We start from the raw sequence: 14860 nt of genomic DNA, 5'->3' as shown, positions 1-14860 counted from the left end.
TCATTCTGGTGTGCTGCGGGTGAGGTTGACGTGGTCTCCGTGACTGGTGGTGAGCGTGAGCTTGCCGTGGTCGGGGGTGCCGGTGAGCGCCTGGCCGCCGAGCAGCCCGCCGAGCAGCCGCTCGAACGCCATCCGGGCGTCGTCGCAGGCCATCTTGGTGGTACGCAGCGGCCCGAAGGCGACACGGTCGCCGTGCAGGGTGACGGAGACGCTGAAGCTGTTGCAGCCGAGGTTGCCCGCGGCGGTTCCGTCGTCGCGGACGAGCAGCCGGGCGGAGGCCGGCGCGGGGTGGGTGGCGCCCTCGGCGGTGACGCTCACGACGCGCCACTCGACGCCGGTCAGGGGTTCGTCCACGGTCACCGCTCCACTGTGCGCGGGCGCGGCGCCGCAGGCCACCGCCAGGGGGAGGAGAAGGGCGAGGAGGGCGGGCGCTTTGGTCCGTTTCATACCGTTACGACGGTCGGCCGTCGTCACGGGTTCCCTCGGTCCTCCCCCTCAGGACATGACCGGCAGCAGCCCGCCGATGTCGGCCCGCTCCCCGCTGGCGCTGACCTTGGCGTCCTCCACGGCCGTCCGCCAGTCCGTCCGCCCGGTGGCGAGCCGTACCCAGGTCAGCGGATCGGTCTCCACCACATTGGGCGGGGTGCCGCGGGTGTGCCGGGGCCCCGCCACGCACTGCACCACGGCGTACGGCGGCACGCGCACCTCGGTGGAGCCGCCGGGCGCCTTCGCGGCGAGCGCGTCGGCGAGCAGCCGGGTGGTGGCGGCCAGCGCCTGCCGGTCGTACGGCACGTCGAGCCCCGGCACGGCCGCGTTCAGGTCGTCGGTGTGCACGACGAGTTCGACGGCCCGGGTGACCAGGTAGTCGTCCAGGGACAGGACACCGGCGTTGGTCGGCAGCAGCCGACTGCCGGGGTGCTCGGCGAGAAGGCCGCGCAGCGAGGCGTCGATGTCCGCGAGGTAGGCGTCGAGGTCGGGGTGCTCGGCGGTGAGATCCCGGGTGAACGCGTCGATGGCGGCGGAGTTGACGGCGGTCGCGAACGGCCAGTCGAGCAGCACGGCGTCCGCCGTGGCCGGCTCGGGCTGTGCGAGCGCCCGCTGTACGGCCGTCGCCGCCATCCCGATGTGCACGACCAACTCCCGCACGGACCAGCCCCCGAGCCGGGTCTCCCCCGCCAACTGCTCCTCGCTCAGCCCCCGTACGGCCTCCCGCACCGCCCCGAACTGCCCGAGGACCGCGGCACGGGTCCGGACGGGATCGTACGTACGGGCACGCTTCTTGGCCGGGGACATGGGGCGAGCTTATGCGCACTCACCCGTGTGGGTGAGCACGTACAGAATCCGCGCGGTGCCACCGGGGGCGGGCAACACTGGCTTCCGCCTGGAAGGGGGCGCGGTATGACGGGCAGGGGCGGGCGCACGCCGCAGATGTCGGTGCGGGAGTTCGAGGAGATCGCCGCCGCCGCTCCGGAGACGGTCACATTGGAGTTCCTCGGCGGGCGGCTCGAAGTGAAGAAGGGGGCGGACGGCGACCGCGGCACCGTCCTGTGCCGGCTCCGCAGACGTTGTCTCCAGGTCGCGCCGGAGCTGGACCTGTACCAGGGGCAAGGGCTCCGGGTGGAGGAGCGGCGGGAGGGCAGGGCGCGGCCCGATGCCGTGCTCGTACCGAGAGGCCACTTCGCGGGGCACGGCGCGTGGGCCGAGCCCGAGGGAGTGCTCATGGTCGTCGAGGTCACCTCGTACGACCCGGACACCGACCGGCGGGACCGGCACGAGAAGCCGACCGCGTACGGGCAGTCCGGTATCCCCGTGTACCTGCTGATCGACCGGGACTCCTGCACCGTCACCGTGCACAGCGGACCGGACCGGCAGGTCGGCGGCTACCGCGACCTCCACGTCGCCAAGTTCGGCGAGAAGGTCTCCCTGCCCGGTCCGGTCGGCTTCGGGCTGGACACGGAGATCCTGAAGAACTACGTCCGCTGAACCATCGCGAGAATCCCCCGCCCGGAACCTGAATCCGGGCGGGGGAGATCGGTTCCGTGCCTACGCCAGCAGGGACGGGATCGTGTTCTCGTGGGCCTCGCGCAGGTCGGCCAGGGGGAGGGTGAACTCGCCCTGGATCTCCACCGAGTCGCCGTCCACGACACCGATGCGGGTGGCCGGGAGGCCGCGCGCGCCGCACATGTCGTTGAAGCGGAGCTCCTCCGAGCGGGGGACGGCCACCAGGGCGCGGCCGGCCGACTCGGAGAGGAGGAAGGTGAAGGCGTCCAGGCCGTCCGGGACGACCAGACGCGCGCCCTTCCCGCCGAGCAGGGCCGACTCGACCACGGCCTGGATCAGACCGCCGTCGGACAGGTCGTGCGCGGAGTCGATCATGCCGTCGCGGGAGGCGGAGATCAGGATCTCGGCCAGCAGCCGCTCACGCTCCAGGTCGACCACCGGAGGCATACCGCCCAGGTGGTCGTGGATCACCTGGGACCAGGCCGAGCCGCCGAACTCCTCGCGGGTGTCGCCGAGGAGGTAGAGCAGCTGCCCCTCCTCCTGGAAGGCGACCGGGGTACGGCGGGCGACATCGTCGATCACACCGAGGACCGCGACGACCGGCGTCGGGTGGATCGCCGCCTCGCCCGTCTGGTTGTAGAGCGAGACATTGCCGCCGGTCACCGGGGTGCCCAGCTGCAGACAGCCGTCCGCGAGACCGCGTACCGCCTCCGCGAACTGCCACATCACCGCCGGGTCCTCGGGCGAGCCGAAGTTCAGGCAGTCCGAGACCGCGAGCGGCTTCGCGCCCGTCGTGGCCACGTTCCGGTACGCCTCCGCCAGCGCCAGCTGCGCGCCCGTGTACGGGTCCAGCTTGGCGTAACGGCCGTTGCCGTCCGTCGCGATGGCGACGCCCAGGCCGGACTCCTCGTCCACCCGGATCATGCCGGAGTCCTCGGGCTGCGCCAGCACCGTGTTGCCCTGCACGAAGTGGTCGTACTGCTGCGTGATCCACTTCTTGGACGCCTGATTCGGGGACGCCACCAGCTTCAGGACCTGCTCGCGCAGCTCCTCGGAAGTCGCCGGGCGCGGCAGCTTGTTCGCGTCGTCGGCCTGGAGCTCGTCCTGCCAGGAGGGGCGCGCGTACGGCCGCTCGTAGACCGGGCCGTCGTGCGCGACCGTGCGCGGGGCGACGTCGACGATCTTCTCCCCGTGCCAGAAGATCTCCAGCCGGTCGCCGTCGGTCACCTCACCGATGACGGTGGCGATGACGTCCCACTTCTCGCAGATCTCCAGGAAGCGCTCGACCTTCGCCGGCTCCACGACCGCGCACATGCGTTCCTGCGACTCGCTCATGAGGATCTCCTCGGGCGAGAGCGTCGAGTCGCGCAGCGGGACGTCGTCCAGGGTCACGCGCATGCCGCCGGAGCCGTTGGACGCCAGCTCGCTGGTCGCGCAGGAGAGTCCGGCCGCGCCCAGGTCCTGGATGCCGACGACCAGCTTCTCCCGGAACGCCTCCAGGGTGCACTCGATGAGCAGCTTCTCCTGGAAGGGGTCGCCGACCTGCACCGCGGGCCGCTTCGAGGGCTTCGCGTCGTCGAACGTCTCGGACGCGAGGATCGAGGCGCCGCCGATGCCGTCGCCGCCGGTCCTGGCGCCGTACAGGATGACCTGGTTGCCCGCGCCGGAGGCCTTGGCGAGGTGGATGTCCTCGTGCCGCATCACACCGATGGCACCGGCGTTGACCAGCGGGTTGCCCTGGTAGCAGGCGTCGAAGACGACCTCGCCGCCGATGTTGGGCAGGCCCAGGCAGTTGCCGTAGCCGCCGATGCCCGCGACCACGCCCGGCAGGACGCGCTTGGTGTCGGGGTGGTCGGCGGCGCCGAAGCGCAGCGGGTCGACCACCGCGACCGGGCGGGCGCCCATCGCGATGATGTCGCGGACGATGCCGCCGACGCCGGTGGCCGCGCCCTGGTAGGGCTCCACGTACGAGGGGTGGTTGTGCGACTCGACCTTGAAGGTGACCGCGTAGCCCTGGCCGACGTCCACCACACCGGCGTTCTCGCCGATGCCGACGAGCAGCGCGTCCGACTCGGGCGCCTTCTCGCCGAACTGGCGCAGATGGACCTTGGAGGACTTGTACGAGCAGTGCTCGGACCACATGACCGAGTACATGGCGAGTTCCGCGCCGGTCGGGCGGCGGCCGAGGATCTCCACCACCCGCTCGTACTCGTCCTTCTTCAGGCCGAGTTCGGCCCAGGGCAGCTCGACGTCGGGGGTCGCGGCCGCGTGCTCGACCGTGTCCAGAGGCGTGCGGCTCATGCGTTGACCAGCTTCTTGAGGATCGAGGTGAAGAAGGGGAGGCCATCGGTGCGGCCCGAACCGATCAGCGGCTCGACGGCGTGCTCGGGGTGCGGCATCAGGCCGACGACATTGCCCGCCTCGTTGGTGACGCCCGCGATGTCGTTGAGCGAGCCGTTCGGGTTGAAGCCCACGTAACGGAAGACGACACGGCCCTCCGCCTCCAGCTTGTCGAGCGTGTACGGGTCGGCGACGTACCGGCCGTCCATGTTCTTCAGCGGGATGTGGATCTCCTGGCCCTGGCGGTAGTCGCCGGTCCAGGCCGTCTCCGCGTTCTCCACCCGCAGCTTCTGGTCGCGGCAGATGAAGTGGAGGTGGTCGTTGCCGAGCATCGCGCCGGGCAGCAGATGGGCCTCGGTGAGGACCTGGAAGCCGTTGCAGATGCCGAGGACCGGGAGGCCGGCCTTCGCCTGCTCGATGAGCGTGTCCATGACCGGCGAGAAACGGGAGATGGCGCCGGCGCGCAGATAGTCGCCGTAGGAGAAACCACCGGGCAGGACCACGGCGTCGACCTGCTTGAGGTCCTTGTCCTTGTGCCAGAGGGCGACCGGTTCGGCGCCCGCGAGACGGATCGCGCGCTGGGTGTCCCGGTCGTCCAGGCTTCCCGGGAAAGTGACGACGCCAATACGAGCGGTCACTTCGCCGCCTCCGCGACTTCCGCGCCCTCTTCCACCTTGACGGTGAAGTCTTCGATCACCGTGTTGGCAAGGAAGGATTCCGCGAGATCACGGATGCGGGCGAGCGCGGCCTCGTCGACCGGGCCGTCAACTTCCAGTTCGAAACGCTTTCCCTGACGGACGTCCGAGATCCCTTCGAATCCCAGGCGCGGCAGCGCACGCTGGACCGCCTGGCCCTGGGGGTCGAGGATCTCCGGCTTGAGCATGACGTCGACTACGACGCGTGCCACTGGCACTCCCGATGTGTGGTGCTGAGCAGGTTCCTTCAGACTACCCGCACAAAATTTCTACGCGGGTAGAGTTGGAGGAAACTACGTGAGGCGCATCACGATCGGGTGTCGGAGCCCGGTGGTCGTGAAAAGTTCTGGGAAAGTTCGACGGGCCGCCCGCAACCCCTATTGCGTTCGGACACGCGGACGGATTTAGTCGGGCTTCACTTTGCATTGCCGGGCACTGTACAAATGAATTGGCAATAGCCGATACTCGGCACGTCAACGCCGGTGAGCTGTATCGACGTGCCGCACGAAGGGACCGATATTCGTGGCGCAAAAGGTCGTGGTCACTCTCTTTGACGACATCGACGGCTCGGAAGCGGCGGAAACGATCGCCTTCGGACTCGACGGCAAGTCGTACGAGATCGACCTGAACGAAACCAACGCCAAGAAACTGCGCAAGGCGCTCGCGCCGTACGTCGAGGCCGGCCGCAAGCGGTCGCGCTCCGGCAAGGCGTACAAGCAGACCGAGGTGGCCCCCGACCCGGCGGCCGTGCGCGCCTGGGCCCAGGCCAACAAGATGGACGTGCCCGCGCGCGGGCGCATTCCCAAGAAGGTCTACGAGGCGTTCAGCAGCGCGCAGTGAGGCGTGCCGGGCCCGCGAAGGGGCGGCGTCCAGGGTCCGTCAGCGGGCCCTGGACGCCGTGCACTTGGGGCGCCGGGACGGCCGGCCGGGGAGCCGACTTGCGCTACCCCCCTGCTGATCAGCTAATGTCTGAGACACGCCGAGGGGCGAGGCCGAAAAGCCGAAACCCCGAGGACCGTGCGGGTGTAGTTCAGTAGTAGAACATCCCCCTTCCAGGGGGAAGGCGCAGTGTGCGATTCCTGTCACCCGCTCTGGCATCGGCCGTCCCGACCACTCTTGTGGATCAGGTAGGCTGGTGCTCGCACCGATCGGTGGGAGCCGGTCGGAGGCAGTGCGGACGTAGCTCAGTTGGTAGAGCGCAACCTTGCCAAGGTTGAGGTCGCGAGTTCGAGCCTCGTCGTCCGCTCCAAGGAAAACCCCGGTCTTCGCGACCGGGGTTTTTTCGTGCTCTCCTCGAAGTGACTTCCGAACCGCTGACATTTGTCATGCCGGCCGATGACACCACGCACTGCCGGCCGCCCCCGGACGCCGGGACGCTGAGGGCATGGACATCGACGGGCACGAGCGGGTGATCGAGGCCACCGGCCTCACCCGTGTCTACGGCGGCGGATCCGGCGGATTCGAGGCCGTACGCGGAATCAGCTTCTCCGTGGCGCGCGGGGAGATCTTCGCGCTGCTGGGCACCAATGGCGCGGGCAAGACCTCCACCGTGGAACTTTTGGAGGGACTCGCCGCGCCGACCCGCGGCGAGATCAGGGTCCTCGGCCGCGATCCCTACCGGGAACGGGCCGCCGTACGCCCCCGCACCGGTGTGATGCTCCAGGAGGGCGGCTTCCCCGCGGAGCTGACCGTCGCCGAGACCGCGCGGATGTGGGCGGGCTGCACCAGCGGCGCCCGGCCCGCGGCGGAGGTGCTGGCACGGGTGGGACTCGGGGACCGGCTCGGGGTACGGGTCAAGCAGCTGTCCGGCGGCGAACGGCGCCGGCTCGACCTCGCGCTCGCCCTGCTCGGCGACCCCGAGGTGCTCTTCCTGGACGAGCCGACGACCGGCCTGGACGCCGAAGGCCGCCGGGACACCTGGGAGTTGGTGCGCGCGCTGCGGGACGCCGGGACGACCGTGCTGCTCACCACGCACCATCTGGAGGAGGCCGAGGGCCTGGCCGACCGGCTCGCCATCCTGCACGCGGGCCGCATCGCCGCGGCGGGCACCCCCGCCGAGGTCACCGCGGGCCGCCCCGGCCGGATGACCTTCCAGCTGCCCGAGGGCCACCACCTCGGCGATCTGCCCCCGCTGGCCGCCCTCGGCGTCTGCGGCCAGGAGCACGAGGGCCGGACCGTACGGCTGCACACCACCGACCCCCAGCGCACCGCCGCCGGCATCCTCGCCTGGGCCGACCGCACGGGCCTGCGGCTGCCCGCCCTCGAGGTGCGCTCGGCCTCCCTGGAGGAGGCGTTCCTGGGGATCGCGGGGCGCGACAGCGGGCTCGGTCAGGGGCTCGGTCAGGGGGTGGCGGCGTGAGCGGGACGGCAGCTGGGCGGACGTACGCGAGCGGGGGAGGGAACGGCATGAGCGAGGTCGTACGGACGTCTGCGGGACAGCGGTCGAGGACGTCGGCGGGACAGCGGTTGGGAGCGCTCGGGCGGGCCGAGCTGGCGCTGCTCGGGCGGAACCGGGGGGCCGTGGTCACCGCGCTGCTGGTGCCGCTCGCACTGCCGTTCACCGTGCGCGGGGCGTACAGCCGACTCGAACTGAAGGCGCACGGGGTGAGTGCCGGCATCGCGATGCTGACGGCCGCCATCGGCTTCTCCTTCCTCTTCGCCGTCTACACCGCGCTGGTCGGCGCGTTCGTCGCCCGCCGCGAGGAACTCGTCCTCAAGCGGCTGCGCACCGGCGAGCTCTCCGACGCCGAGATCCTCACCGGCACCGCCCTGCCCGCCGTCGGACTCGGCCTCGCCCAGATCCTGGTGCTGTCCGTCGGCTGCGCCCTGCTGCTGCACACCGGCCCGCCGAAGGCGCCCTGGCTGATCCTGCCGGGGCTGCTGTCCGGGCTCGTGGTGAGCGCCGCGCTCGCCGCCGTCACCGCGTCGTTCACCAGGACCACCGAGAGCGCCCAGGTGACCGCACTGCCCCTGCTCCTCGTGTCCATGTTCGGCTCCGGGATCACGGTTCCCGCCGCGGTCCTGCCCGACCGGATCGCGTCCCTGTGCGCGCTGCTCCCGCTGTCCCCGGCGATCCGGCTGGTCGAGGCGGGCTGGACCGGGCGGCCGAGCGGCCCGGGGACACCGGCCGCCCTGGCCACCGCGCTGGCCTGGACCGTGGTGGCGGTGTTTGCTGTACGACGGTGGTTCCGCTGGGAACCACGGCGCTGAGGACGGGGGTGCGGCGCGTGCTGGGGCGGATGCGGGGCTGGCAGCGGCGGTACTGGGGCGAGCGGAGCAAGGCGGAGCGGGTCGAGTTCCAGAGCGTGGTCACCTGGAACGCCACCGTCTGGTTGTTCCCGCTGAGCTGGCTGCTGCCCCCGATCACGATCGGCCTCCACCGGCACCCCGGAGCCCTCGCGCTCGGCGTCCTGCTGATCGCCGTCGGTCTGCTCCAGTGCCTGGTCGCCTGCCGGCTCACCCGCCCGGCGCTCGACCACTACCTCGGCCGGTCCGAACTGCCCGCGCGGGCCCACCGCGGCCCGGCCCTGCTGCTCGCCCTGGCCCTCGCCCTGCTCGTGACGCTCGTCGCGCTCGGCAGACTCAACGGGCCCACCAGCCGGATGGTGCTCGGCGCGGTGCTGGTGTCCTTCGGCATGACCTACGCGTTCACCGTCCCCGTGGCGGTGTTCCTGCGCCGGTCCGCCGCCCTGTCGGCGCTGCTCGTGGTCGTCCTGCTGCTCGCCCACCCCAGCGGCCTCGGTGCGGCGGCGACCGCGCTGGCCGTCGCCTTCGCCACCGCCTTCACCCTGCTGGCCGCCCGCTGCGGTGCCTGGACCCTCGCGGTGCTCTGGGAGGCCGAGCGCGGCCGGGAGATCCAGGCCCGGCTCGCGGTCGCCGAGGAGCGGCTGCGGTTCGGGCGCGATCTGCACGACGTCCTCGGGCGGAACCTCTCCGTGATCTCCCTCAAGAGCGAACTGGCCGTCCAACTGGCCCGGCGGGGACGGCCGGAGGCGGTGGAGCAGATGATCGAGGTGCAGCGGATCGCGCAGGAGTCCCAGCGGGAGGTGCGGGCCGTCGTGCGTGGTTACCGTGAAGCCGATCTGGGGGCCGAACTCGCGGGCGCGCAAGGCGTGTTGGAGGCGGCCGGGATCGGCTGCGAGGTGCGCGCGGAGCCGGCCGGGCTGCCCGCCGAGGTGCAGTCGGCGCTCGGCTGGGTGGTGCGGGAGGCGACCACCAATGTGCTGCGGCACGGGGACGCGCGGCGGTGCGCGGTGGGGCTGGCGATACGGGAGGGAGTGGTGGTGCTGACGGTGGAGAACGACGGGGTACGGGCCGCCGCGACTCGTACGAGCGGCGGGTCGGGGCTCGCCGGGCTGCGGGAGCGCCTCGCGGCGGTGGGCGGGACGCTGGCGGCCGATATCGCGGGTGAGGACGGGTTCCGGCTGGTGGCCGAGGTGCCGTTGCCGAAGGGCGCGCCGATGCCGGACGAGGCGCCGCTGTCGGACGAGGCGCCGCGAGGGGCGCGGGAAGTGAGTGACGTCACGTCATGAGTGATCCGGTACGGCTGCTGCTCGCCGACGACGAGCATCTGATCCGGGGCGCGCTGGCCGCCCTGCTCTCGCTCGAAGACGATCTGCTGGTGGTCGCGGAGGCGGCCACCGGGCCCGAGGCGCTGGCGATGGCGCGGGCGCACGCCCCCGATGTGGCGGTGCTGGATCTCCAGATGCCGGGCGCGGACGGTGTGAGGGTCGCCACATCGCTGCGCGCCGAACTGCCCGGCTGCCAGGTGCTGATCGTCACCGGCCACGGTCGGCCCGGGCATCTGAAACGGGCGCTCGCGGCGGGGGTGCGCGGGTTTGTGCCGAAGACCGTCAGCGCGCGGCAGCTCGCCGAGATCATCCGGACCGTGCACGCCGGAAACCGTTATGTGGACCCGGAATTGGCGGCCGACGCGATCTCCGCGGGGGACTCCCCGCTGACCGCCCGGGAGGCGGAGGTGCTGGAGCTGGCCGCCGACGGGGCGCCGGTCGCGGAGATCGCCGAGCGGGCCGCACTGTCCCCCGGGACCGTGCGCAACTACCTCTCCTCGGCCGTCACCAAGCTCGGCGCCGAGAACCGGCATACGGCAGTGCGTCTCGCCCGCGAGCGGGGTTGGGTATAGTAGCTGTCGCGCCACGGCGCACTGCGGACGTAGCTCAGTTGGTAGAGCGCAACCTTGCCAAGGTTGAGGTCGCGAGTTCGAGCCTCGTCGTCCGCTCCAGAGAAAGACCCCGGTCCATCGGACCGGGGTCTTCTTCGTGTGCCCTAGGACCAGCTGGTGCCGGTGAGACGCTCGTACGCCTCCACGTACTTGGCGCGGGTGGCGTCCACGACGCGCTGCGGCAGCGCCGGCGGGGGCTGCTCGCTCCTGCGGTCCCAGCCGGACTCCGCGGAGGTCAGCCAGTCGCGCACGAACTGCTTGTCGTACGACGGCTGCGCGCGCCCCGGCTGCCACTGGTCGGCCGGCCAGAAGCGGGAGGAGTCCGGGGTGAGGACCTCGTCGGCGAGGACGAGGGTGTCGCCGTCGAAACCGAACTCGAACTTGGTGTCCGCGAGGATGATGCCCCGCTCGCGGGCGATGTCACGGGCCCGGGAGTAGACGGCGAGGGTGGCCTGGCGCAGCTGGGCGGCGGTCTCGGCGCCGACCTGGCGGGCGACCTCCTCGTACGAGACGTTCTCGTCGTGCTCGCCGACCTCGGCCTTGGTGGCCGGGGTGAAGATCGGGGCGGGCAGCTCGGAGCCGTCGACGAGGCCCTCGGGCAGGGCGAGGCCGCACACCGTCCGGGACTTCTCGTACTCCGCCAGGCCCGAGCCGGTGAGGTAGCCGCGGGCCACGCACTCGACCGGGACCATCTTCAGGGACGTGCAGATCAGGGTCCGGCCCGCCCAGTCGGCGGGGGCGCCGGCGGGCAGTTCCTCGGAGATCACATGGTTCGGGGCCAGGTCGCGCAGCTGGTCGAACCACCACAGGGACAGCCGGGTGAGGACGCGGCCCTTGTCGGGGATCTCCGTGGGGAGCACCCAGTCGTAGGCGGACATGCGGTCGCTGGCGACCATCACGAGGTCGCCCGCCTCGTTCCGGTACAGGTCCCGCACCTTTCCGGTGTGCAGGTGCACCAGGCCCGGAACCTCGATCGGCTCGGGCTTTTCTACGAATCCGGACACGGTTCCTCCCCGTGGTTCTGTCCAACTGCCTCGATTCTCCCTTATGGGGGCGGTCGGTTTTGGCCAGGGGTCGTCCGGGGCCGGGAGGCGGCTCAGTCGCGTTTGCAGATGCGGTCCAGGAGGTTGGCCGTGGCCCGCTGGATACGGGGGTCCACATGGCCGGGGCGGTCCAGGGCCGGGGACCAGGCGAAGGTGCCGGAGGCGAACACCCAGGCGCCGGACGGGGCCCGGTACAGGGAGGTCTCCTGGTGGCGCACGGTGCCGCCGGTGTCGGTGTAGGGGGAGTGGGCGAGCAGGATGCGCTCGTCGTGCGCGGGCAGCGCGGTGCGCGGGAAGTACCGGTCGGCCTCGCCCGCGACCAGGCCCGGGATCTCGTCGTTCTCATGCGCGCCGGTGGCCTCCCACAGCCAGTGCCGGGCGTTGCGCACGATCAGCGGGCGCGGTTCGGGGACCCGGCCCGCGTACTGGATGCCGATCAGCTCCTGTTCGGGGCGGTCGACCTCCCGCCACAGCACCGGCTTGCCGGGGCCCTTGCGCTTGCGGCAGGTCAGCAGCCGGTCCGGCGTCCCGGACGGCGAGGCCCCCAACTCGACCTGCCAGTACATGGTGTTGGCGGAGAGGAAGACCAGCGAGGTGCCGTGGTCGCGGGCCCGCTCGGCGGCGCGGCGCATGGGCCCCGTCCAGTACTCGTCGTGGCCGGGGAAGATCAGGCCCCGGTAGCGGGTGGGGTCGACCCGGCCGGCGTGCAGATCGCGGGCGTCGGCGTAGGCGAGGTCGTAGCCGTAGCGCTCGGCCCAGCGGATGACGTCGTAGGCGTGCCCGACGTGCAGCGGCAGGCCCGCGCCCGCGTACGGGCGGTCGAAGGAGACCGTGGTCGCCGCGTCCGCCTCGCCGAGCAGCGCGCCCTGTTCGTCCCAGGCGTGGTAGAGGCTGGCGCCGGTGTGCCCGTCCTCGGGGTACAGGTTGTACGCCTGCCAGGTCACGTCGGGCAGCAGCAGGAGCAGATCGGCCGGGCGGTCGTCGCGGACCGTGAACGGCACATGGGAGCGGTAGCCGTCGGCGGTGGTCAGTACGGCCACATAGGCGCCGACGCTCCAGTGCGAGGGCACCTGGAGGCGCCAGGACTGCCACCAGTGGTGGCAGGAGACCGTGCGGTCGGCGGTCAGCGGCGGGGACTGCACGATGCCGGACAGCCGGGGGCTGGTGGTGATCTTGGCGGCGCCGTCGCCCGCGTAGTGGCCGATCCGGTAGATGTCGACGGAGAACTCCTGCGGCGGGTCGACCGTGATGTGGAAGTCGATCGCCTCGCCGGGCGCGACCGCGCCGGTGGCGGTGAAGCCCTTGATCTGGCGGTGCACGTCGTCGGCCGAGCGGGGCCCGCCGGGTGAGGTGCGCGGCGCGGGGATGCGCGCGTCGCCCCGGGTGTGCTGCTGGGGTACGGCGTCCACGTACCAGGGCACGACGTGGCCGGTGTCGTCGAAGTAGGTCTCGCTGCCGCGCAGCCAGGGCACCGGGCCCAGGCCGAAGGGATCCGTGACGGCGTGCGCGATCGCTCCGGACTCCCAGCGGCGGATGTGGTCCGAGGCCATGGTCACTCCCCTCCCCGAGCCCCCCGATGTCCTGTGGGCGGGTGGTGCTCGCGGTGCTCGGCCGTGCTGTCGTATGTCGCATGCCTTTGCCAGGTGCGTGATGGTTCCAGCACATCACATAACGCACGGGCTCGGTCACTATTCGTTGCGAATTGACCTGAAGTGGAAGCCGAGGCTCCCGTTGGGCGAGGCGTCTCGGCTGTCAGACGAGGCGTATCGGCTTCTCGGGGCGTATCCCCGCGGCGGCCAGCCAGTCGCGCAGCGGGCCCGGGTCGCCCTCCTCGATCAGGCTCAGCACCCGGGGGGTCAGGTCGGCCGCCCGCTCGCCGTGCAGCAGCAGGGACGGGCCGTCCAGCCAGTCCAGCGCCGGGACCGCGCCCGCGGTGTCGACGGCGGCACAGCACACCATCGCCGTGACGTGGTCGGTCAGCAGTTCGCGGGCGGTACGCGGGGGCTGGAGGGGGACGAGGGGCAGCGCGCCGCCGTCCCAGAGGGTGCAGGGCGGGCTCTGGCCCGCGGCGGTGGCGCCGCGCGGCACGGCGTTCTCCTCCCGGGCCACCTCGGCACTGAGGCCGGCGGCGAGGAGGGCGCTGCGTTCGGTGCCCGGGTCGTCGTCCTCGTCGTCCTCGTAGGGGTCGCCGGCCGCCGTGAGACCGGCGTACGCGTCGATGTCCGCGTCGGTGCGGGCGGGGACGAGGGCGGCGCCGGGCGCGGTCGCCGCCGGGCCTGCGGGGTCCATGGGCTCGGTGGGCTCGCCGGCGGGGTCCGTCGGCTCGGTGAGGTGGTCCAGGATCCGGGCCAGGGTGGGGCCCGCGGTGTGCCGGGCGGGGCGGGGGCCGAGGGAGTCCAGGACGCGGTGCAGCCGGGCCGCGTCGGCGCGCCAGGTGCGGTCCACGACCTCCTCCGGATACGACTGCCAGTCCACCGGCGCCCAGTCGGCGCGGGGGCCCGCGGGACCGCCGTGGAAGAGGCGGGCGGCGAGCAGCGAGGTGGCTTCGTCCACGCTGCCGGGCTCCTCCAGCAGATCGCAGGCGGGCCGCTCGCCGAGGCGGGACGTGAAGCCCTCGGCCAGCCGGTCGCGCCGGGACAGCTCGGTGAGCGCGGCGACCACGCCCGCGTCCAGCCGGGAGGGCCAGCGGCCCATCCGCCAGGCGGGCAGTGCCACCCGGGTCAGCAGCCGGTCCCAGCCCGCGTACGCGAGCCCGACCTGCTCCTGGGCGACGATCCGCAGTCCGTAGTCCACCGTCTGCGCCCGCTCGGCGGCCGCCGCGGCGACCCCGCGCTCCATCTGCGCGGCGTGCTCACGGCAGGCGCCCAGCAGCAGCCGGGCCACCCGCCCGAGGACCGCGCAGGCCCCGCGGGCCAGCGGGCCACGCCGCGGCGTGGCGGCTATGGCCAGGGTGGCGTCGAGGCCGCGCACGAAGCGCCGGGCGGCGGCTATGTCGGGCTGTGCCGAAGGGCCCGTACCGGCGACGACCGGGGCGATCACGGCGCGCAGCTCACCGACCCGCATCCACCACAGGAACGGGGAGCCGATGACGAGGACCGGCGCGACGGGGACCCGGCGGGGGCGGCGCCCCTCACCCGGTATGTCCGCCGCACCGGGACCGGTCCGGGCGGGCGGGCCGTGCGCCGGGTGCGTGCGGTCCTCCAGCCAGCTGTCGCAGTCCGGGGTGAGGGCTATGGCGGAGGGCGCCGGGACCTCCAGCCGCTCGGCGAGGTCGCGCACCATCCGGTACAGGTCGGGGGCGGACTCCTCCGCGACGGGCACCGTGGGGGTCATGGCGGGACGGGCCCGGGCGATGACCAGGGCGATGCCGGCGGTGGCCAGCAGGACGAGGACCGCGAGGACGCCCACGGCCCAGCGGGCGGCGTCCCAGCCGGGGCCGACCAGATGACCGGTGGCCGCGCCGGCCAGCAGGATCACCTCGGCGGCCGCGGGCAGCACGGCCACGCCCAGGGCCCGGCCCCGGACCCGCAACACCGCGAGGGCCCGGGAACGCGCGGCCTGCGCGCCCGCTTCCACACCGATTCCGGTCACGTGCCGAC

The 14860-nt window shown here is 72.4% G+C and carries 14 protein-coding genes and 3 tRNA genes; 9 read left to right on the top strand and 8 right to left on the bottom strand.

Translation table 11 applies throughout. The annotated features are described in order from the left end of the window. Positions 1–447, bottom strand: coding sequence for an META domain-containing protein (locus tag AB0N90_RS15760; RefSeq protein ID WP_365196654.1), 447 nt, complete (start codon positions 445–447; stop codon positions 1–3). A 48-nt stretch (positions 448–495) separates the two neighbouring features. Continuing rightward, complete coding sequence (locus tag AB0N90_RS15755) at positions 496–1293, bottom strand: sterol carrier family protein (RefSeq protein WP_365196653.1); 798 nt, start codon at positions 1291–1293, stop codon at positions 496–498. Between the two features lie 105 nt (positions 1294–1398). Here AB0N90_RS15755 and AB0N90_RS15750 point away from each other — a divergent pair, with 105 nt between their 5' ends. After that, entirely contained in the window at positions 1399–1983 is a 585-nt protein-coding gene (locus tag AB0N90_RS15750) for a Uma2 family endonuclease (RefSeq protein WP_365196650.1), read from the top strand. 60 nt (positions 1984–2043) lie between these two features. Here the strand turns inward: AB0N90_RS15750 and purL are convergent, their stop codons facing one another. From purL to purS, 3 genes are read right to left on the bottom strand one after another with little or no spacing between them, the layout of a single operon-like run. Further along, positions 2044–4302 carry a phosphoribosylformylglycinamidine synthase subunit PurL gene (gene purL, locus AB0N90_RS15745; RefSeq protein WP_365196649.1) on the bottom strand — a complete coding sequence of 753 codons (2259 nt, stop codon included), beginning with the start codon at positions 4300–4302 and terminating at the stop codon, positions 2044–2046. Further along, entirely contained in the window at positions 4299–4979 is a 681-nt protein-coding gene (purQ, locus tag AB0N90_RS15740) for a phosphoribosylformylglycinamidine synthase subunit PurQ (RefSeq protein WP_361671715.1), read from the bottom strand. Before purQ ends, purL begins: the two co-directional genes overlap by 4 nt. Beyond that, a complete protein-coding gene (gene purS, locus AB0N90_RS15735) occupies positions 4976–5248 on the bottom strand; it encodes a phosphoribosylformylglycinamidine synthase subunit PurS (RefSeq protein WP_037650676.1) in 273 nt (90 codons plus the stop codon). Before purS ends, purQ begins: the two co-directional genes overlap by 4 nt. Positions 5249–5558: 310 nt before the next feature. On the opposite strand from purS, the gene AB0N90_RS15730 reads away from it, so the two are divergent. The 8 genes from AB0N90_RS15730 (at position 5559) to AB0N90_RS15695 (ending at position 10278) form a co-directional block, all read left to right on the top strand. Continuing rightward, complete coding sequence (locus tag AB0N90_RS15730) at positions 5559–5876, top strand: Lsr2 family protein (RefSeq protein ID WP_145488531.1); 318 nt, start codon at positions 5559–5561, stop codon at positions 5874–5876. 179 nt (positions 5877–6055) lie between these two features. Further along, positions 6056–6127, top strand: a tRNA-Gly gene (locus AB0N90_RS15725). An 82-nt stretch (positions 6128–6209) separates the two neighbouring features. Next, positions 6210–6285, top strand: a tRNA-Gly gene (locus AB0N90_RS15720). A 135-nt stretch (positions 6286–6420) separates the two neighbouring features. Next, complete coding sequence (locus tag AB0N90_RS15715) at positions 6421–7395, top strand: ABC transporter ATP-binding protein (protein ID WP_365196646.1); 975 nt, start codon at positions 6421–6423, stop codon at positions 7393–7395. A gap of 47 nt (positions 7396–7442) precedes the next feature. Next, positions 7443–8246, top strand: coding sequence for an ABC transporter permease (locus AB0N90_RS15710; protein WP_365196644.1), 804 nt, complete (start codon positions 7443–7445; stop codon positions 8244–8246). 8 nt (positions 8247–8254) lie between these two features. Continuing rightward, the gene (locus tag AB0N90_RS15705; RefSeq protein WP_365196642.1) at positions 8255–9568 is read left to right on the top strand and encodes a sensor histidine kinase; all 1314 of its coding nucleotides are present in this window, start codon (positions 8255–8257) and stop codon (positions 9566–9568) included. Then, the gene (locus tag AB0N90_RS15700; RefSeq protein ID WP_365196639.1) at positions 9565–10179 is read left to right on the top strand and encodes a response regulator transcription factor; all 615 of its coding nucleotides are present in this window, start codon (positions 9565–9567) and stop codon (positions 10177–10179) included. The genes AB0N90_RS15705 and AB0N90_RS15700 overlap by 4 nt, the downstream gene beginning before the upstream one ends. A gap of 23 nt (positions 10180–10202) precedes the next feature. After that, positions 10203–10278 (top strand) — tRNA-Gly (locus AB0N90_RS15695). A 44-nt stretch (positions 10279–10322) separates the two neighbouring features. On the opposite strand, the gene AB0N90_RS15690 is transcribed toward AB0N90_RS15695, so the two are convergent. The 3 genes from AB0N90_RS15690 to AB0N90_RS15680 form a co-directional block, all read right to left on the bottom strand. Next, positions 10323–11222, bottom strand: coding sequence for a phosphoribosylaminoimidazolesuccinocarboxamide synthase (locus tag AB0N90_RS15690; RefSeq protein ID WP_361671727.1), 900 nt, complete (start codon positions 11220–11222; stop codon positions 10323–10325). Positions 11223–11314: 92 nt separating this feature from the next. After that, complete coding sequence (locus AB0N90_RS15685; RefSeq protein WP_365196637.1) at positions 11315–12811, bottom strand: N,N-dimethylformamidase beta subunit family domain-containing protein; 1497 nt, start codon at positions 12809–12811, stop codon at positions 11315–11317. A 202-nt stretch (positions 12812–13013) separates the two neighbouring features. Continuing rightward, on the bottom strand, positions 13014–14852 hold the full coding sequence (locus tag AB0N90_RS15680) for a hypothetical protein (RefSeq protein ID WP_365196635.1): 1839 nt from the start codon (positions 14850–14852) through the stop codon (positions 13014–13016). Between the last annotated feature and the right edge of the window lie 8 nt (positions 14853–14860).

It is taken from the genome of Streptomyces sp. NPDC093018, from assembly GCF_040684035.1.
Taxonomy (GTDB): Bacteria; Actinomycetota; Actinomycetes; order Streptomycetales; family Streptomycetaceae; genus Streptomyces; species Streptomyces murinus.
This window is presented reverse-complemented; position numbering and strand designations above follow the sequence as displayed.